The sequence below is a fragment of the Acidovorax sp. 93 genome, assembly GCF_003633835.1.
Classification (GTDB): Bacteria; Pseudomonadota; Gammaproteobacteria; order Burkholderiales; family Burkholderiaceae_C; genus Acidovorax; species Acidovorax facilis.
Map to the genome: position 1 here is coordinate 5,264,420 of NZ_RBIT01000001.1, position 17,128 is coordinate 5,281,547.

Here is a 17,128-nt window from a genome sequence, read left to right on the forward strand (position 1 = left end):
GAGACCTACCATGCAACTTCAGTTTCTGGGTGCCACCGGCACCGTGACCGGTTCCAAATACCTGCTGCGCCATGGCGACGCGACCATTCTGGTGGACTGCGGCCTGTTCCAGGGATTCAAGCAGCTGCGCCTGCGCAACTGGGAGCCGCTGCCGGTCGCGCCCAAGACCGTCGACGCGGTCGTGCTCACCCACGCCCACATCGACCACAGCGGCTACCTGCCACTGCTGGCGCGACAAGGCTTTCGCGGCCGGGTTTACTGCACGTCCGCGACGCACGAGCTGTGCAAGATCCTGCTCACCGACAGCGGCCATCTGCAGGAGGAAGAGGCGAAGTTCGCCAACCGGCACGGTTTCTCCAAACACCAGCCCGCGCTGCCGCTGTACACCCGTGAGGACGCCGAGCGCTGCCTGAAGCTGTTCGCGCCACGTCCGTTCTCTCAGGACTTCGAGGCGCTGCCCGGACTCACCGCGCGGTTGACGCCTTCCGGGCACATGCTCGGCTCGGCCTTCGTGCACCTCAACGACGGCCGGCGATCCGTGCTCTTCTCCGGCGACATCGGCCGGCCCAACGACCCGGTGCTGCGCCCGCCGGTGCAGGTCCCCGGCGCCGACTACCTGCTGGTGGAATCCACCTACGGCAACCGCAAGCATGAAGCGTCCGACGCACTGGCGCAGCTGGAGACTGTCATCAACAAGACGGCCGCCCGTGGAGGGGTCGTGGTCATCCCAGCGTTCGCTGTCGGCCGAGCGCAGAGCCTGATGTACGGCATCTACCAGCTCAAGAAGCAAGGGCGCATCCACCAGCACCTGCCCGTGTACCTGGACAGCCCGATGGCCATCGATGCCACACGGCTGTACCACGCCCATCGCGACGAGCACCGGCTCTCGCCCGAGGAATGCGAGGGCATGTGCCATGCCGCGAAGATCGTCAACAAGGTCGAGGAGTCCAAGGCGCTCAGCGCCGGTCGTGGACCGATGGTCATCATCTCCGCCAGTGGCATGGCCACTGGAGGACGCGTGGTGCACCACCTCAAGTCATTCGCGCCCGACCATCGCAACACCATCCTGTTCGCCGGCTACCAGGCGGGCGGCACCCGTGGCGCCGCGATCGTGCACGGCGCGTCCACCGTCCGCATCCATGGCCAGGACGTGCCGATCCGCGCCGAGGTGGCCTCGCTCGACAACCTTTCCGCCCACGCCGATGCCGACGAGATCCTCGCGTGGATGCGCGGCTTCACGCAAACACCGCGCCGAACCTTCGTGACCCACGGCGAGCCGGAGGCGGCCGATGCGCTGCGCGCGCGGATCGACCATGAACTGGGCTGGTCGGTTGCCGTGCCCGAGTACCTGCAGACGGTGGATCTGGTATGACGGCGCACCTGCACGAGACCGGCACCGGCACCGGCACCGGAGAGGATGGCGTGAACACGCTGCAGGCGTGGCGCACCGGCATCGACACCCATCAGGAGCCGGTGGTCTACATGCGGCGCGACTGCCCTGTCTGCCGGTCGGAGGGTTTCACGACCCAGGCGCGCGTGCAGCTGACGGCCGGCCGCCGCAGCATCGTGGCGACGCTCAGCGTCGTCGATGGGGATTGGCTGGCCGAGAACGTCGCTGGCCTGTCCGAATCGGCATGGGCGTCGCTGGGGGCGCAGCCGGGCCAGCTGGTCACGGTGACCCATGCACCGCCGCTGGATTCGCTCAGCCATGTCCGGGCCAAGGTCTACGGCAATGCCCTGGGCGATGCCGAGTTCAGCGCCATCATCTCCGACGTCGCGGCGGGCCATTACTCTGACCTGCATCTGGCCACCTTCATCACCGCCTGCGCCGGCGATCGCCTGGACCTCGCGGAGACCGTCTCGCTCACGAAAGCCATGATTGGCGTCGGTGACCGCATCGATTGGGGGCGCCCGCTGGTGGTGGACAAGCATTGCGTCGGCGGCCTGCCCGGCAACCGCACGACCCTGCTCGTGGTGCCCATCGTGGCCGCCTGCGGCCTCACGATGCCCAAGACCTCCTCGCGCGCCATCACCTCGCCGGCCGGGACGGCCGACACAATGGAGGTGCTGGCGCCGGTGAACCTGGATGTGCGAAGCATGCGGCGCGTGGTCGAACGCACGGGCGGCTGCATCGTCTGGGGCGGCTCGGTACGGCTCAGCCCCGCCGACGACATCCTCATCCGCGTCGAGCGGCCGCTGGACCTGGACAGCGAGGGCCAGCTCGTCGCCTCGGTCCTGTCCAAGAAGGCCGCTGCGGGCTCGACCCATGTGCTGATCGACCTGCCCGTGGGTGCCACCGCCAAAGTGCGCAGCGCGCAGGCCGCGGCGGCGCTCGGTCGGCGCCTGCAGGAGGTGGGCAGCGCCATCGGCCTGCACGTGGCCTTGCGCGTCACCGATGGTGAGCAGCCGGTCGGCCGCGGGATCGGCCCGGCACTGGAGGCCCGCGACGTGCTGGCCGTCCTACAAGGGACGCCCGAGGCCCCGGCCGACCTGCGGGAGCGAGCGTTGCGGCTGGCGGCGGACATCCTCGAAATGGGCGGTGCAGCGCCCGCCGGCGGCGGCCTGACGCTCGCCACGCAGGTGCTGGCCGACGGCCGCGCCTGGGCCACGTTCGAGGCGATCTGCGCTGAGCAGGGCGGCCTGCGCAGCATCCCGGTGGCAACGCATCGGCACACCGTCGCATCGCCGTCCACGGGACGGGTCTCCCGAATCGACAACCGGTTGCTCGCGCGGGCGGCCAAGCTCGCCGGAGCACCGACCGCCGCTGCCGCCGGCATCGACGTGCATGCGCGCCTGGGCGACCAGGTCGAAGCGGGACAGCCGCTCTTCACGCTGCACGCCCAGGCGCCGGGCGAGCTGGCCTATGCGCTGCAGTTCGTCCGCTCGCGCCCACCGATCTTCCAGATTTCGGAGAACCTATGAAACCTCTCGTTTTTCACCTGCCGGGCGACGAAGACTTCGCCGATGGACTGATCCGGGCGTTGGGCGCGCAGCGGGCTGCCCTGCAACTGCACCGGTTCCCGGACGGCGAGTCGCTGGTGCGGCTGGACGCCGACGTCACCGGCCGCACCGTCGTGATCGTGGCCAGCCTGGCACAGCCGGACGCCAAGGCGCTGCCCTTGTTGTTCGCCGCGGACGCAGCGCGCGACCTCGGCGCCACCCGCGTGTTGCTGGCTGCCCCGTACCTGGCGTACCTGCGTCAGGACCGGCGCTTCAACACGGGCGAAGCCATCACGTCCCGCACGTTCGCTGCGCTGGTGTCGACGGTGTTCGACGGTATCGTCACCGTCGATCCCCATCTGCACCGCTACCGCTCGCTCGGCGAGGTCTACCGGGTGCCGACCCGTGTGGTCGAGTCCGCGCCCGCCATCGCGGCCTGGGTCGCAGCCCATGTGGACCGTCCCGTGTTGATCGGACCCGATGCGGAAAGCGAGCAATGGGTCCAGGAAGTCGCGCGCTTGGCTGGCGCGCCGTTCACGGTGTTGCAGAAGATCCGCCGGGGCGACAAGGACGTGGAGGTCAGCCTTCCCGACACCGCGGCCCTGGCAGACCGCCAGCCCGTGCTCATCGATGACATCGTGTCCAGCGCGCGCACGATGATCCAGGCAATCGCCAGTGTGCGCAGCGTGGGATTGCCGCCACCGGTGTGCATCGGGGTGCACGCCCTGTTCGCCGCCGACGCGTACCACGCACTTCTTGCGGCAGGGCCCCAGCGGGTGGTGACCTGCGACACCGTGCCGCATGTCTCTAACGGCATCAGCGTGGTGGCACCGCTGGCGACAGCGGTGCAGGAACTGATGGAAGCCGGCGCGCCATGAGCCGCTGCGCCGCGCTCGCCATGACGCTCACGATCGAGGGGAGATGACTGCCCATGTGCTTTTCCGCACCCGCCAGTTTCACGGCCGCAGCGGTTCTGCTGGGCCTGGGGACCGTCACCATGCGCCGGGCCCGCTCACGGCGCGAACTGCCGTATGCCGCCATCCCGCTGCTGTTCGGGGTCCAGCAACTGCTCGAAGGCATGCTGTGGCTGACGTTCCCCGACCGCGCGCCCTTGCTGAACGTGGCGCTGACGCATCTCTACTCGTTCTTCTCGCACGTCCTGTGGCCGATCTACGTCCCGCTGGCTGCGCTGGCGCTGGAGAGCGTCCGTTGGCGCCGTCGGGTTCTGGTGGCCATTGCAGTCGCGGGCGCGCTCGTCGGTCTGTACCTGCTGGCGATGCTGGTGAAGCTGCCCATCACGGCCCGCGTGGTCGGCCAGCACATCCTCTACGACTCTCCGCACTTCTACGTGATGACCACGATGGCCCTGTATCTGATCGGCACCTGCGCAAGCCTGATGGTTTCTAGCCACCGGCGCGTGGCGGCTTTTGGGGTGGCCGCCTTTGTCTCCGCAATCGCCGCCTACATGTTCTATGCAACCTGGTTCATCTCGGTGTGGTGCTTCTTTGCCGCTGTGCTCAGCTTCATCGTGCTGTGGCAGTTCCGTGAGCCCCGAGCGAGGCTGGCCGTGCCATGACGAATCCTCCGGCCAGATTCAAGCCCGCACTGGCCTACGCGGACTGCGGCCGCACGCAGGGCCCGATGCGCCGCGCGGCGTTCTTCACGGTTCAGTTGCTCGACGGATTCGAGACCATGCGCGATGCGGTCGCCGGCCGGCTGCCGACGGTATTCGCGCAAGCGGAACTCGCGCAAGGCACCAAGACCGGGCACTTCATCGCCGCGTTCTGCATCCTGTCCCTGCACCGGGTAATCGAGGAGGGCTCATGACCGCACAAAACCGTCTGTCCGTTCTGTTCTCCGACATCGCACCGGCGGACCAGGCCGCGCTGCAGCAACGGCTTCCGACCCACTGGCACGCGCACTTCGTCCAGAACGAACGCCTGGTGGTATCCGATGTCGGCGATGAAGACACCGAGGTGCTGTGCGTCTTCGTGCGCACGCGCGTTGACGAATCGGTGCTCCGGTTGCTGCCGCGCGTGCGGCTCGTGGCAACGCGCTCCGCGGGCTTCGATCACATCGACCTGCAGGCTTGCCGCCGACGCGGCATTGCCGTGTGCAACGTGCCGGACTATGGGTCCGCCAGCGTCGCCGAACATGCCTTCGCGCTGCTGCTGGGCGTGGCTCGCCATCTGACACAAGCCCACGAGCGGGCGCGCCAAGGTTCTTTCGCTTACCGCGGCCTCACCGGCTTCGAGCTGGAAGGAAAGACGCTGGGCATCGTCGGGCTGGGCCGGATCGGGCGCCACGTGGCCCGTATCGCCCTGGGCTTCGGCATGGAAGTTCTCGCGTACGACCCGGCCCTCGCCCCATCGCTCGACATCACGGCAGCACCCATCGCCGGCGTCCGCGTGGTGACGTGGGAGCAGATCCTGCAAAGCAGCGATGTTCTGAGCCTTCATGTTCCGGCCACGCAGGCCACGCACCACCTTCTCGATGGCCAGGCCTTCGCGCGCATGAAACCGGGCATGGTACTGATCAACACGGCACGGGGTGCGCTCATCGACGACGCCGCCCTGCTGCACGCACTGGAGGCAGGTACCGTCGCCGCAGCAGGACTGGACGTGCTGGAACAGGAAGGGGATCTGTCTCCCGAAGTGCCCACGGGCTGCGGCGGACTGGGTTGCGATACCGGCTGGTCGGCATCCAGCCCACTGCTGACGCATCCGCGTGTGCTCGTGACACCGCATGTCGGGTTCAATACGTCGGAGGCGATCGCGCGCATCCTCGACGAGACCATCTCGAACATCGCAGCCTGGCATGCGGGCCGCCTGCGCAACAGGTTGGATGAGCCATGACGCGACCGAACCGCCCCGTTTCCACCGTGCGTCTTGCGGGCCGCCCAACGCAACGCTCGGCGCTGCGCCGGGCCACGCAGATCGCTATGGCCCTGAGCGGGTTCCTGCTCTGGGTGGCCTGGCACCGGGGCCTGATGCGCTGCGATACCCACCGGGCGGCCGACCGCTTCGCCGAAGTGCTGCAGCGATTGGGCACGACCTTCGTGAAGCTGGGCCAGCATCTCAGCCTGCGGGCCGACATTCTGGCGCCCGATGCGCAAGAGGCTCTGGCCAGCCTGCAGGCCAATGTGGCGCCGTTTCCTCCCGAGCAGGCGGTCCAGGAGGTCGAGGCGGCGCTCGGCCGCCCATGGCAGCAGCTCTTCGCACGCTTCGACATGCACGCGCTCGCCGCGGCCTCGATCGCCCAGATTCATCGTGCAGCCCTGCCGGACGGGACGGAAGTGGTGGTGAAGATCCGCCGCCCTGGCGCGGCCGAGCAGGCCGAGACCGACATGCGCATCCTGCGCCGCATCGTCCTGGTCATGCAGGGGCTCGTGCCCTCGCTGCGTCGCTGGGGGCTGGCAGCCATCGTGGACGAGGTTGCGGCCAACTTCCGCTACGAGATGGATTTGTCGCGCGAGGCAGCTTCCGTGCGACGTTTCGCCGACGCCTGGCGCGGCTCTGCCGACATCGTGATCCCCGACGTGGTGGACGGCCTGTGCACGCCGACCGTCATGGTCCAGCAGTTCAGCCACGGAGCTCACCTGCACGGTCTGCCTTCGTCCACCGCGGTGGCGGCCGCGGGCAAACTCGTGGACAGCTACGTCGCCCAGATCTTCCGCGATGGCTTCTTCCACGGCGACCCCCATCCCGGCAACGTCTTCGTGATGGACGATGGCCGCATATGCCTGCACGACTTCGGCATCGTGGGCCGGGTCGACGGCAACATGCGGCGGGCGCTGGTGGCGTTCGCCCTGGCCTTCGTCGAGCAGGATGCCGAATGGGTGGTCGATGCCTGGCTCGACCTGGGCCTGCTCGGCGACGGCACCGATCGGGCCGTGTTCGTGCCTGTCGTGCGTGCCCTGGTCGCAGACTGCGCACAGAGGCCGCTGAAGGACTGGTCGCTCTCAGGTGCTCTCGCGCAGCTCGTGGCGGCGGGCCGGACCCAGGAAGTCCGGCTGCCCAGGGACCTCCTCGTGCTCACGCGTACCCTGTTGTTGCTCGAAGGGACGGTGCGCCTGCTGGCACCCGAGTTTTCCATCATCGAAGCCATCTCTCGCCACACGACCACGGGCGTCTTCGACGAGCCCAAGTCTGCGGCATCGCAGCGTCTGCCATATGAACTGGGGAACGCGGCCCACGCCCTGCCCTCCCTGATGGCGCGGCGTCTGCACAGCGTCTTGCGGCAGGGTGACCTGCTGCAACTGTCGATCAAGCCGGATGCCAGGATGCTGAGCGGGATCGACCGCCTCGGCCGTCGCGTCGCGCTGGCGCTCGTGACGCTCGGCCTGTACATCGCATCGAGCTTGTTGATGCAGCACGGCGTGGGCCCGCGCTGGGGCGACATGCCGGTACTCGCGCTGCTGGGCTATGCGCTGGCGATCCGGTTCACGTTTTCCATCGCGCGCAGCCGCGGCTGAGGCGCCTCATCAAGCAAGGAGTCAGGCATGAACAAGGTCAGAGTGGCGGTGAACGGATACGGTGTGATCGGCAAGCGGGTGGCGGATGCGGTCGCACTCCAGGAGGACATGGCGCTAGCCGGCGTCGCGGATGTGGTGCACGACTATCGCCTGCAGGTGGCCGCGCAGCGCGCTTTCCCGATTTACGCGGCGACCGCTGAAGCCGCACAATCGATGCGTGCTGCGGGGCTTCCTGTCGCGGGCGATCTGGCCGACCTGCTCGCCAACGCGGACGTCGTGGTCGATTGCACACCCAAGAAAGTCGCCGCGGTCAACAAGAGGGCGTACGACGCTGCCGGTGTGAAGTCCATCTTCCATGGCGGCGAGTCCCACGCGTTGACCGGTCATTCGTTCGTCGCGCAGGAGAACTACGCAACCGCGATCGGCCGCACCTCCACCCGGGTGGTGTCCTGCAACACGACGTCGATCGTGCGCACCCTGGGGGCGCTTCGGACAGCGGGCCTGCTCAAGCGAGCCCGCGGGACGCTGATCCGCCGGGCTTCCGACCCGTGGGAGGCGCATGCGGAGGGCATCATCAACACGCTCGTGCCGGAGAAGACGATCCCCAGCCATCAGGGACCGGACGCGCGCACTGTGATCCCGGACCTGGACGTCGTCACGATCGCGGTCAAGGCGCCGCACAACAGCAGCCACCTGCACACCTGGTGGGTCGAACTGACGAGGCCGGCCACGCGCGACGAGGTGCTGGCGGCCTTTCGCGCTGCGCCACGGATCGCGTTCGTGCGATCCTCGGATGGTCTCGTGGCCCTCAACAGCACGGTGGAACTGATGGCCGATCTCGGCCGCCCGCGCGGCGACCTGTGGGAGGTCGCGTTGTGGGAGGACGTGCTTTCGGTCGATGGCGATCAGGCGTACTACACCTACCAGGTCTTCAACCAGGCGATCGTAATCCCCGAGACCATCGATGCCATTCGCGCCTTGAGCGGCATCGAGACCGATCCCCAGGTGTCGATGGCGCGCACCGATGCTTCGCTGGGACTGCAGCGTGATTTCATCCGTGACCGCGTCCAGGTTCGACGATGAGTGAATTCGATGATCCCGCGCTGGTCGGGCTCGGGCTGGCACTCGCTTCGGGACTTCTGATCGGCCTGGAACGGGGATGGCAGCAACGCGAGCGGCCCGAGGGACATCGCGTCGCGGGCGTTCGCACCTTTGCGCTGATCGGCCTGCTCGGCGGCCTTGGCGGGCTGCTGGCCCAGCGCTGGGGAGCCGGCATGCTCATCGCGCTGCTCGTACTCGTCGGGGTGTATCTGGTGGTGGGCTACCTGGTGACGGCGCATATGCATGCCGTGATGGGACTGACCACGTCCGTCGCCGCCCTTGCGACTTTCGCCATCGGGGCGCTGGCGACCAGTGGCGCTTGGCGCGTTTCGGCGGTCGCCGCCGTGGTCGTGCTGGCGCTGCTGCGTTTCAAGCAGCTCTTGCACGCCGGCGTCGGCAAGCTGTCCGAGGCGGAGATCAGCAGCGGCACGCAGTTGCTGTTGATCAGCGTGGTCGTACTGCCCGTACTCCCTGATCGTGGCTTTGGCCCCTATGAGGCGTTGAATCCCTATCGCCTTTGGTGGGCCGTTGTCCTGCTGGCAGTGCTGTCGTTCGCTGGGTTCGTCCTGATGCGCTCGCTCGGCAGGAAACGAGGGCTGGTATTCACAGCGCTGCTCGGCGGGATCGTGTCGAGCACCGCCACCACGGCCACGTTGGCGCGCTGGGCCGGGCAGACGCCAGGCTGGCATCCACTGGCAGCGGCGGGGGCGGCGCTCGCCTGCGCAGCCATGTTTGCGCGCATGGCGGCTCTCGTCGCCATCGCAGCCCCCGGCATCGGCTGGGACCCGGTGGTCATCTTCGTGGCCATGGCCGTGGCTGGCGGTGTTCTGGGGACGTTCCTGGCGGCGCGGTCGCCCGCCGACGACTTGCCCGAACTTCAGCTTGGCAACCCATTGCAGCTGCGCTCCGCGCTCCAGTTCGCAGCCTTCCTGGCCGCGGTGATGCTGGCAGGCCGCTTTCTTGCCGATCGCTTCGGGGATGCTGGCGTCATGCTGACCGCCGCTGCCTCGGGTCTGGTGGACGTCGATGCGATCACGCTCTCGATTGGCCGCCTGGTGACCGAGGGCGCCGTCACCGCCGCTTCGGCCACCCTGGCCTTGTTCATCGCCGCATCCGTCAATCAGGTCACCAAACTTGTCCTGTTGATGTCGCTGGGCGGTAGGGCGCTCGCATGGAGAGTGCTCCCGTCGTACGCGGCCATGGCTGCTGCTGGCTTTGCCGTCGCCCTGGGCTTGACCTGAAACAGCGATCAGCTATCGAAGGCCACCGATCGCGCCAGACTCTCCTGCGCTTCAAGGGCAGACAGCCTGCCCTTGAGCGCCGCCTGGATGACGCCGAAGGCGTCACCGCCCAGCGCCACCCGAAGCGGGGTGATCTCACTTTCCGTGCAGAAAACCCGGTTAAGAGCTACGGGTTAACCCGCAATTTTTTATTGTCTGGAATTATCAGTAGCGAATACGTAGACTGCAGCAGGCTTGCGACCACGCCAGCCACGGGAGGACCAGCTTGTCTAGCTACTACCTATGTTTCGTTGGCGCCGATACCCTGCCAAAATCGCTATCTAAGCGGGAAGTCGAAGAGTGCTTTGGGCTGAGCATTGAAGACATCCAGGAGCTGCGCCCGCCCCGGTTCAGAGGGACTGCACGCCTTGGCGCTGCAGTCCAACTGGTCATGCTGCGCGCCACCGGGCGGCACCCCGATGCCTTTTCAGGCCTCCCCTCCGTTTTGCTGCGGTACCTGACCTCAGCGCTTGGTATGCATGCGACGGATATCGCTTCGGTGACCTCGCTGTACAAGGACAAGGACACGCGATACGAGCACCAGCTCTGGGCTCGGGAACGTGTCGGCTTCGCGGTAGTAGATGACACCACCAAACCGCTCCTGGCAGATGCTTTGGGGGAGTTTTCCGCCTCAGCGGTATCAGTCGATGACCTGATCCAACAGTCAGAACACTGGCTTTTTGATCGACGGCTCGTCCTGCCTGGTGACCGGACACTGCGCGACATGGCGCGCACGGCATTTGCTGAACAGGAGAATGCAGCAATCGCAGCGGTCCGCACCTGTGCGCCACCCAAACAGGTTCAGGCGGCTCTCTCGCACGCATTCTCAAAGCGATCAGGGCCCGGCGGTCACACAGTGCTGGAGTGGCTGCGCACACCCCCAGGGAAGCACGGGCAGCTCACGCTGAGCGAGGTCACCAAGAAAATCGAGTGCCTATGACCCACGCTCACCCCCACGCACCAGATGTGCACCATCAGCACGTTCACAGAACCTCTTGAGTTCGACCGGATAGCGATGGACATACGCGGTCTACATCTGACAGGATCCGTTGTCGGATCTGGCGCTAGTCCTTACCTCTTCCAAGAACGCAGCAGCAACGCATTGGTCACCACACTCACGCTGCTGAGGGCCATAGCTGCTCCCGCCACCATGGGATTCAACAAGCCAAATGCAGCCAAGGGGATCCCGACCACGTTGTACGCGAATGCCCAGAAAAGGTTCTGACGGATCTTTGCGTACGTGCGCCGGGAGATGTCGATGGCATCTGCGATCAACGCGGGGTCACCACGCATCAGCGTGATCCCCGCAGCATGCATGGCCACGTCGGTGCCCGTGGACATGGCAATTCCCACATTCGCCGCAGCCAGAGCGGGCGCGTCGTTGATGCCGTCACCCACCATCGCAACGTGCCTGCCACCTGACTTGAGCTGCGCCACGATATCCGCCTTGCCTTCCGGCAGCACATCAGCACGAACCTGATCGATGCCCAACGCGCGGGCTACTGCGCTTGCGCTTCCCTTGTTGTCCCCGGTGACCAGGACGGTCTGGATGCCCAGAGCATGCAGTTGGGCAATGGCTTTTTGTGAGCTGGGCTTCACGGTGTCTCCAAATGCCAATAGTCCCATCACTTCTGGCGCATCGGTCACGTCAGCCAACCAGGATACCGTGCGGCCCTCTTGCTGCATCTGTGCTGCAGCCCCGGTCAGACTGGCCATGTTGACACCCAACTCCTCCATGTAACGTGTACTCCCGAGGCGGATCTGGCGTCCTTTGATGACAGCAGACATGCCTCTGCCAGCTACCGCTGTGACCTCAGTGGCACGAGGAACGGTCACACCCTGGGTGCGTGCAGCGTCCATCACGGCCTTGGCCAGTGGATGCTCGCTGCCGTTCTGAATGGCCGCAGCAAACGGCAGTAACTGATCCTGGAGGCCTTCGGCAGGCATCGCAGCCGTCAAAGTGGGCTTCCCCTCGGTCAGGGTGCCGGTCTTGTCGAACGCCACGGTGTCGATGTGGTGGGCAACCTCCAGTGCTTCTGCATCCTTGATCAGAATACCGTGGCGTGCTGCAACGCCGGTGCCCGCCATGATCGCGGTGGGAGTAGCCAAACCCAGCGCACAAGGGCACGCAATGACAAGTACCGCGACAGCATTGAGGATCGCCTGTTCCCAGTTGCCAGTGGCAAAGCCCCAGCCCATCAGTGTGATGGCAGCAAGGCCGAGCACCACGGGCACAAAGACCGCACTCACTTCATCCACAATCCGCTGGATGGGAGCCTTCTTCGCCTGCGCCGACTCAACCATCCGCACGATGCGCGACAGAGTTGACTCTGCGCCTATCGCAGTCGTCCGTACCAACAACAAGCCCTCCGCGTTCACGGAGCCTCCCGTCACCTTGTCACCGACGTGCTTCGCCACAGGCAGGCTCTCCCCGGTGATCAATGACTCATCCACCTGGCTTGCGCCTTCGATCACCGAGCCGTCTACCGGGACTCTCTCCCCTGGGCGGACAACCACCGTATCACCTACTTTCACGCGTGAGAGTGGTAGATCAATGTCACCGGCATCAGTGCGCACACGTGCAATTTCTGGGCGCAGCGCATGCAGCGCCCGGATCGCTTCGGTGGTTTGTCGCTTGGCTCGGGCTTCCAGCCACTTCCCGAGAAGGACAAGCGTGACGATCACAGCAGAGGCTTCAAAGTACAGATGGGGCGTGCCGTGTTCAGCGTGCTTGAACAGCAGGTACAGGCTCAAGCCGTACCCGGCCGACGTACCCAATGCGACCAGCAGATCCATGTTGCCTGCGCCTGCACGAAGAGCCTTCCAGCCAGCGCGGTAGAACCTCGCGCCCAGCCAGAACTGCACAGGGGTGGCCAGGGCCAGTTGAATCCAGCCGTTGAGTGTCCAGTCTTGACCGAACAGCATGCCAAGCATGGGCAATACCAGGGGGAAGGACAGACCAGCGGCTAGAGCGACAGGCCACCAGGGCGCCGACGGCTTGTCGTGTTCAGTGGAAGTGCTCGTATCCGCAACCTGTGCCTCATAGCCCGCCTTAACAACGGCGGCTACCAGGCGTTCGGGAGGCAATCCTGCATCGAAACGAACCTGCGCACGCTCCGTGGCTAGATTGACTTCCGCGTGCTTGACGCCTGGTACACCCTTCAGCGCTTTTTCGACACGTCCCACGCACGACGCGCAGGTCATCCCACCGATCAACAGCTCCACGGACTCTTCCGCTATTGCGTATCCAGCCTTTTCGACAGCCGCAGCCAAGGCCGGGACCGGCACCGTGGAGGCGGCAACCACGGAGGCGCGCTCAGTAGCAATATTCACGGTCACCTCACGGACCCCAGGGACGGCTTTGAGGGCCTTTTCAACCCGTCCAACGCAAGAGCCGCAGGTCATGCCAAGTATCGGAAGATTCAGGTGTGCGATCGATAGTGAGGCGGACGGCCCCGCTTCATGGGCAGAGGTATTCATAGCAATCTCCATGTGGTGTTCAACTCCGGCGTTAACCGGCAGAGTTCGAACTTTCAGGGTTGACACGATGGGAGACGCAAGCGAGTCGGCGCTCCTTGTTTGGATATCTATCTGGCCACTTGACCTTGCCCCAGTGGCAAACCGGAGACTGAAAGCCTCTTAACTTTTCCAAGAGGTGAAAAATGCATGAATTCCAACTCCCCGACATGACCTGCGGACACTGCGCTGGTATGGTGAGCCAGACGCTTCAGATGACAGACCCTGAATGCAAAGTGCAGGTGGATATGTCCAAACGCATGGTCACTGTGCAAAGCGCGGAAGATCGCAAGACACTGGTCGAGGCGCTGACCGAGGCTGGATATCCGCCCGCCTGATCTAGGCTTTACAAAACGTAGTATTCGGAGCGCTTGACATTGACACGGTGGTAAGGGCCAAAGTCCTTGCTACCGTGTTATTCCATTGCACAGGAGCATCCATGACCACACTCATGAACATCGGCGAAGCGGCCAAAGCGGCAGGTGTATCGGCCAAGATGATCCGCCACTACGAGCAAACAGGTTTGTTGCCAGAAGCTGAGCGCAGTGAGTCTGGCTATCGAAAATACGGTGAGCGCGAAGTTTCGGTACTGCGTTTCATCCGCCAGTCGCGCCGCCTCGGGTTCTCAATGCCCCAGATTGCGGAGTTGATCGGCCAATGGGGTGACACGCACCGCACCAGTCGGCAGGTAAAGGCGATTGCGGAGCGCCATCTGGCGGATCTGGAGGAGAAGCTGCGGGAGATTATCGAGATGAAATCAGCCTTGGAGCAGTTGGTTTCTGTGTGCGCTGGCGACGACCACTCGAACTGCGCAATTCTTGACAACCTGGCGGCGGACAGCCCCTCGAAGCCCAACCACAACGCAAGTTTCGTCAAACCGACTCGGCGCGGAGCCAAGGTTTCCAGAGCGCACTCTGGTGTGACCGACACGCCAACGAACAGCCATCTAGACCTCATGACGTGGATGCGCGGAGTCCACGCACATCGGAGCGGGCACTGAACTAGGCCCTGAGGGGGCTTGCGAAGCCATCACCTTGCACCACGATTGCGGCCCGCCCGTACTTGGGTGGGCCACGCTTGTGGCCCACCCGTTTGCATTACTTAGGCGTGGAGCCCGGAGTGGCTTCCTTGTGCGGCATGGCTTCACGCGCATTGGCCTTTTCCTGACCACGGGCTTCGGCCTTGCTGGTGTCCGCAAGGCCAGAGCCTTCACCTCGCGCTGTACCGCCATCCTTGATCTGCTTCACACCGGTTGCAGGACGGGCTTTCTTGTGGTCTTCGCCATGCGCTTGCGCCTTGGAGTTGGTATAGGGCGTGGCTTCCTGGGTGTCGCCAGCGGCGAATGCGGACGATGCTGCTGTCATGGCGAGGGCAATAAGGAGCGTTTTCATGATTTTTCCTTGGTGGGTTGACGTGCGAACAGAAGAACGCCCCCTTTTCTTGAGGGCGTAGCGAGACACTTTTTGCGCTTACTTGGCAGGCTCGATGGCAGTGACGACCATCTTTCCGCCCTCGTTGATCACCATGAAGCGGATCTTGTCGCCGGCCTGCGCCTTGTCGAGCAGGGCCTTGTCCTTGGCTGTGAACACCATGGTCATCCCCGGCATCTCCAAGTGCTTGATGTCGCCATGCTTGATGGTGATTTTTCCGGCGTCCTTGTCGATCTTGCGCACCTCTCCATCGGTCATGGAGGCTGCGGCCGTGGTTGCGGCTCTTCCGGCGTCTCCAGAGGCTTGCGCCGTGGCCGACAGCGGCAAGAGGGTGGTCAGCGACAACACGGCGCCGATCAAAAGACTGTTTGCGTTTTTCATGTGAACTCCTTGTTCAATGGCGTGGAGGACTTTTCCGCTTACTTCTTCACCACCGTGACCTGCCCCTTCATGCCAGCGTCGTAATGGCCTGGGTACAGGCAGGCAAACTTGACTTCACCAGCCTTTGTGAACTGCCAGATGATTTCGCCTTGCTTGCCTGGGGCCAGCGACACCTTGCTGGGTTCGTCATGCTCCATATCCGGGAACTTCTTCATGGTCTCGTAGTGTTCCTTGAGTTCGGCATCGGTGCCCATGCTGAACTCGTGTTTGACCTGGCCACTGTTCTTGATCACGAACTTGACCGTTTCCCCCTGTTTGACGGAAATCGCGGCGGGCGTGAAGCGCATGGTGTCAGCCATGTCCACGTTGATTGTGCGGGTCACCTTCGCGGCCTTGCCGGGCTGACCAATTGCTGATTCAGCGCTGCCATGGCCGTGGGCGCCACCGCCGTCATGGCCGCCGCCGTGATTGCCGCCTGCAATGCTGTTGAAGGACAGGGCCACCAGGGTGGAGGCCGCGATCAGGGAAAGAGTGCGTTTCATAGTTGCCTTGGGTTGTGGATGCGATGTGAACGTGGTGATCAGTGGCCGCTGTGCGAAGACGGCTTTTTGACCTTGACGACAGTGTCCGAGCTGGACTTCTCTTTGCGAGGCATGGACTGCCCGCCCTCGGCCTTGAAGCGGGCCGGTTCAGCCATCGGACCGGTGTACTCGTAGGCCACCGTGCCCTCCGGGTTTTTGTACCAACCCGGGTTTTTGTAGTCGCCCGGCTTCTGGTCGCGGCGTACTTTGAGGACGCTGAACATTCCGCCCATTTCGACCGAGCCGAACGGGCCTTCTCCGGTCATCATCGGGATGGTGTTGTCCGGAATGGGCATTTCCATTTCCGTCATGTCTGCCATGCCGCGCTCGCCCATGACCATGTAGTCGGGGATCAGGTTGTTGATCTTCTTGGCAACGCCGCGGTGGTCCACGCCAATCATGGTGGGAATGTCGTGACCCATTGCATTCATGGTGTGGTGGCTCTTGTGGCAGTGGAACGCCCAGTCGCCTTCTTCGTCCGCGAGGAACTCAATCTGGCGCATCTGGCCCACGGCCACGTCGGTTGTCACTTCATAGAGACGGGTGCTCTTGGGCGTGGGACCGCCGTCCGTGCCCGTTACCAGAAACTCGTGTCCGTGCAAATGCATCGGGTGGTTGGTCATGGTGAGGTTGCCGATGCGGATGCGCACCTTGTCGTTGAGCCGAACGTTCAAGGAATCGATGCCAGGAAAGATGCGGCTGTTCCACGTCCACAGATTGAAGTTCAGCATTTCCGCGACCTTGGGCGTAGCGGCGCCGGGCTCAATGTCATAGGCACTGAGCAGGAAGCAAAAGTCTCGATTCACTTCATCAATCAGCGGATGCTTGGTCTTTGGATGCGTGATCCAAAAGCCCATCATGCCCATGGCCATCTGGGTCATCTCATCGGCGTGCGGGTGGTACATGAAGGTGCCTGGACGGCGAGCCACGAATTCGTAGACAAAGGTCTTCCCTGACTGGATCGCTGGCTGGTTCAAGCCCGCCACGCCGTCCATGCCGTTGGGCAAACGCTGTCCATGCCAGTGGATGCTGGTGTGCTCGGGCAGCTTGTTGGTCACAAAAATGCGGACGCGATCGCCTTCCACGACTTCAATGGTGGGACCGGGACTCTGGCCGTTGTATCCCCACAGGTGGGCCTTGAAGCCAGGAGCCATTTCGCGCACGACGGGTTCTGCTACCAAGTGGAACTCTTTGACCCCCTGGTTCATGCGCCAAGGCAGCGTCCAGCCGTTGAGCGTGACCACCGGGTTGTAAGGACGCCCGGAGTTGGGTACGAGCGGCGCCATGGTGTCTGGACTTGTCTGGTACACGGGTTCCGGCAGTGCTGCCATCGCCACTCGGCTCACACTCGCTGCGGCCACGGCCCCTCCGGCGATGCCCGCAAATCGGAAAAAATCTCTTCTTGAATTCATGTTTGGTTTCCTT

At 64.3% G+C, this 17,128-nt stretch carries 17 protein-coding genes; 12 read left to right on the forward strand and 5 right to left on the reverse strand.

Annotated features, from left to right (window positions below):
* Positions 1-10 precede the first annotated feature (10 nt).
* The 10 genes from C8C93_RS24190 (at position 11) to C8C93_RS24240 (ending at position 10,735) form a co-directional block, all read left to right on the forward strand.
* Positions 11-1,372, forward strand: coding sequence for an MBL fold metallo-hydrolase (locus C8C93_RS24190; protein ID WP_003090261.1), 1,362 nt, complete (start codon positions 11-13; stop codon positions 1,370-1,372).
* Positions 1,369-2,922, forward strand: coding sequence for a thymidine phosphorylase family protein (locus C8C93_RS24195; RefSeq protein ID WP_113639718.1), 1,554 nt, complete (start codon positions 1,369-1,371; stop codon positions 2,920-2,922). Before C8C93_RS24190 ends, C8C93_RS24195 begins: the two co-directional genes overlap by 4 nt.
* Positions 2,919-3,818, forward strand: coding sequence for a ribose-phosphate pyrophosphokinase (locus C8C93_RS24200; RefSeq protein WP_015012972.1), 900 nt, complete (start codon positions 2,919-2,921; stop codon positions 3,816-3,818). Before C8C93_RS24195 ends, C8C93_RS24200 begins: the two co-directional genes overlap by 4 nt.
* A gap of 53 nt (positions 3,819-3,871) precedes the next feature.
* On the forward strand, positions 3,872-4,516 hold the full coding sequence (locus tag C8C93_RS24205; protein WP_003121541.1) for a DUF6629 family protein: 645 nt from the start codon (positions 3,872-3,874) through the stop codon (positions 4,514-4,516).
* Positions 4,513-4,767, forward strand: a complete 255-nt coding sequence (locus C8C93_RS24210) for a hypothetical protein (protein ID WP_009516033.1) — start codon at positions 4,513-4,515, stop codon at positions 4,765-4,767. The genes C8C93_RS24205 and C8C93_RS24210 overlap by 4 nt, the downstream gene beginning before the upstream one ends.
* The gene (locus C8C93_RS24215; protein WP_003121543.1) at positions 4,764-5,795 is read left to right on the forward strand and encodes a hydroxyacid dehydrogenase; all 1,032 of its coding nucleotides are present in this window, start codon (positions 4,764-4,766) and stop codon (positions 5,793-5,795) included. Before C8C93_RS24210 ends, C8C93_RS24215 begins: the two co-directional genes overlap by 4 nt.
* Positions 5,796-5,881: 86 nt before the next feature.
* Positions 5,882-7,414 carry an AarF/ABC1/UbiB kinase family protein gene (locus C8C93_RS24220; RefSeq protein ID WP_170962203.1) on the forward strand — a complete coding sequence of 511 codons (1,533 nt, stop codon included), beginning with the start codon at positions 5,882-5,884 and terminating at the stop codon, positions 7,412-7,414.
* Positions 7,415-7,441: 27 nt separating this feature from the next.
* A complete protein-coding gene (locus C8C93_RS24225; protein ID WP_003121545.1) occupies positions 7,442-8,497 on the forward strand; it encodes a type II glyceraldehyde-3-phosphate dehydrogenase in 1,056 nt (351 codons plus the stop codon).
* The gene (locus C8C93_RS24230; protein WP_003121546.1) at positions 8,494-9,756 is read left to right on the forward strand and encodes an MgtC/SapB family protein; all 1,263 of its coding nucleotides are present in this window, start codon (positions 8,494-8,496) and stop codon (positions 9,754-9,756) included. The genes C8C93_RS24225 and C8C93_RS24230 overlap by 4 nt, the downstream gene beginning before the upstream one ends.
* A gap of 265 nt (positions 9,757-10,021) precedes the next feature.
* Positions 10,022-10,735 carry a DUF4158 domain-containing protein gene (locus tag C8C93_RS24240; protein WP_158603293.1) on the forward strand — a complete coding sequence of 238 codons (714 nt, stop codon included), beginning with the start codon at positions 10,022-10,024 and terminating at the stop codon, positions 10,733-10,735.
* Between the two features lie 131 nt (positions 10,736-10,866).
* Here C8C93_RS24240 and C8C93_RS24245 read toward each other — a convergent pair whose 3' ends face one another.
* On the reverse strand, positions 10,867-13,275 hold the full coding sequence (locus C8C93_RS24245; protein ID WP_121508966.1) for a heavy metal translocating P-type ATPase: 2,409 nt from the start codon (positions 13,273-13,275) through the stop codon (positions 10,867-10,869).
* A gap of 182 nt (positions 13,276-13,457) precedes the next feature.
* On the opposite strand from C8C93_RS24245, the gene C8C93_RS24250 reads away from it, so the two are divergent.
* Together C8C93_RS24250 and cueR are read left to right on the forward strand one after the other, a co-directional pair.
* Positions 13,458-13,649, forward strand: a complete 192-nt coding sequence (locus C8C93_RS24250) for a heavy-metal-associated domain-containing protein (protein WP_056419638.1) — start codon at positions 13,458-13,460, stop codon at positions 13,647-13,649.
* A gap of 101 nt (positions 13,650-13,750) precedes the next feature.
* A complete protein-coding gene (cueR, locus tag C8C93_RS24255) occupies positions 13,751-14,311 on the forward strand; it encodes a Cu(I)-responsive transcriptional regulator (RefSeq protein WP_369882074.1) in 561 nt (186 codons plus the stop codon).
* A 97-nt stretch (positions 14,312-14,408) separates the two neighbouring features.
* On the opposite strand, the gene C8C93_RS24260 is transcribed toward cueR, so the two are convergent.
* The 4 genes from C8C93_RS24260 to C8C93_RS24275 all read right to left on the reverse strand — a co-directional run bounded on the left by C8C93_RS24260 (position 14,409) and on the right by C8C93_RS24275 (position 17,115).
* On the reverse strand, positions 14,409-14,702 hold the full coding sequence (locus tag C8C93_RS24260; RefSeq protein WP_015012914.1) for a hypothetical protein: 294 nt from the start codon (positions 14,700-14,702) through the stop codon (positions 14,409-14,411).
* 78 nt (positions 14,703-14,780) lie between these two features.
* Complete coding sequence (locus C8C93_RS24265) at positions 14,781-15,122, reverse strand: copper-binding protein (protein WP_121508525.1); 342 nt, start codon at positions 15,120-15,122, stop codon at positions 14,781-14,783.
* A gap of 38 nt (positions 15,123-15,160) precedes the next feature.
* Entirely contained in the window at positions 15,161-15,664 is a 504-nt protein-coding gene (locus C8C93_RS24270; RefSeq protein ID WP_055394787.1) for a plastocyanin/azurin family copper-binding protein, read from the reverse strand.
* Between the two features lie 38 nt (positions 15,665-15,702).
* Positions 15,703-17,115 carry a multicopper oxidase family protein gene (locus tag C8C93_RS24275; protein WP_100409526.1) on the reverse strand — a complete coding sequence of 471 codons (1,413 nt, stop codon included), beginning with the start codon at positions 17,113-17,115 and terminating at the stop codon, positions 15,703-15,705.
* Positions 17,116-17,128 lie beyond the last annotated feature (13 nt).

Bases quoted from the DNA above. Each gene is read 5' to 3' on its own strand.
- C8C93_RS24245 (WP_121508966.1), bottom strand. From the start codon at position 13,275: ATGAATACCTCTGCCCATGAAGCGGGGCCGTCCGCCTCACTATCGATC.
- cueR (WP_369882074.1), top strand. From the start codon at position 13,751: ATGACCACACTCATGAACATCGGCGAAGCGGCCAAAGCGGCAGGTGTA.
- C8C93_RS24275 (WP_100409526.1), bottom strand. From the start codon at position 17,115: ATGAATTCAAGAAGAGATTTTTTCCGATTTGCGGGCATCGCCGGAGGG.
- C8C93_RS24200 (WP_015012972.1), top strand. From the start codon at position 2,919: ATGAAACCTCTCGTTTTTCACCTGCCGGGCGACGAAGACTTCGCCGAT.
- C8C93_RS24250 (WP_056419638.1), top strand. From the start codon at position 13,458: ATGCATGAATTCCAACTCCCCGACATGACCTGCGGACACTGCGCTGGT.
- C8C93_RS24265 (WP_121508525.1), bottom strand. From the start codon at position 15,122: ATGAAAAACGCAAACAGTCTTTTGATCGGCGCCGTGTTGTCGCTGACC.
- C8C93_RS24270 (WP_055394787.1), bottom strand. From the start codon at position 15,664: ATGAAACGCACTCTTTCCCTGATCGCGGCCTCCACCCTGGTGGCCCTG.
- C8C93_RS24230 (WP_003121546.1), top strand. From the start codon at position 8,494: ATGAGTGAATTCGATGATCCCGCGCTGGTCGGGCTCGGGCTGGCACTC.
- C8C93_RS24225 (WP_003121545.1), top strand. From the start codon at position 7,442: ATGAACAAGGTCAGAGTGGCGGTGAACGGATACGGTGTGATCGGCAAG.
- C8C93_RS24215 (WP_003121543.1), top strand. From the start codon at position 4,764: ATGACCGCACAAAACCGTCTGTCCGTTCTGTTCTCCGACATCGCACCG.
- C8C93_RS24260 (WP_015012914.1), bottom strand. From the start codon at position 14,702: ATGAAAACGCTCCTTATTGCCCTCGCCATGACAGCAGCATCGTCCGCA.
- C8C93_RS24210 (WP_009516033.1), top strand. From the start codon at position 4,513: ATGACGAATCCTCCGGCCAGATTCAAGCCCGCACTGGCCTACGCGGAC.
- C8C93_RS24195 (WP_113639718.1), top strand. From the start codon at position 1,369: ATGACGGCGCACCTGCACGAGACCGGCACCGGCACCGGCACCGGAGAG.
- C8C93_RS24190 (WP_003090261.1), top strand. From the start codon at position 11: ATGCAACTTCAGTTTCTGGGTGCCACCGGCACCGTGACCGGTTCCAAA.
- C8C93_RS24220 (WP_170962203.1), top strand. From the start codon at position 5,882: ATGGCCCTGAGCGGGTTCCTGCTCTGGGTGGCCTGGCACCGGGGCCTG.
- C8C93_RS24205 (WP_003121541.1), top strand. From the start codon at position 3,872: ATGTGCTTTTCCGCACCCGCCAGTTTCACGGCCGCAGCGGTTCTGCTG.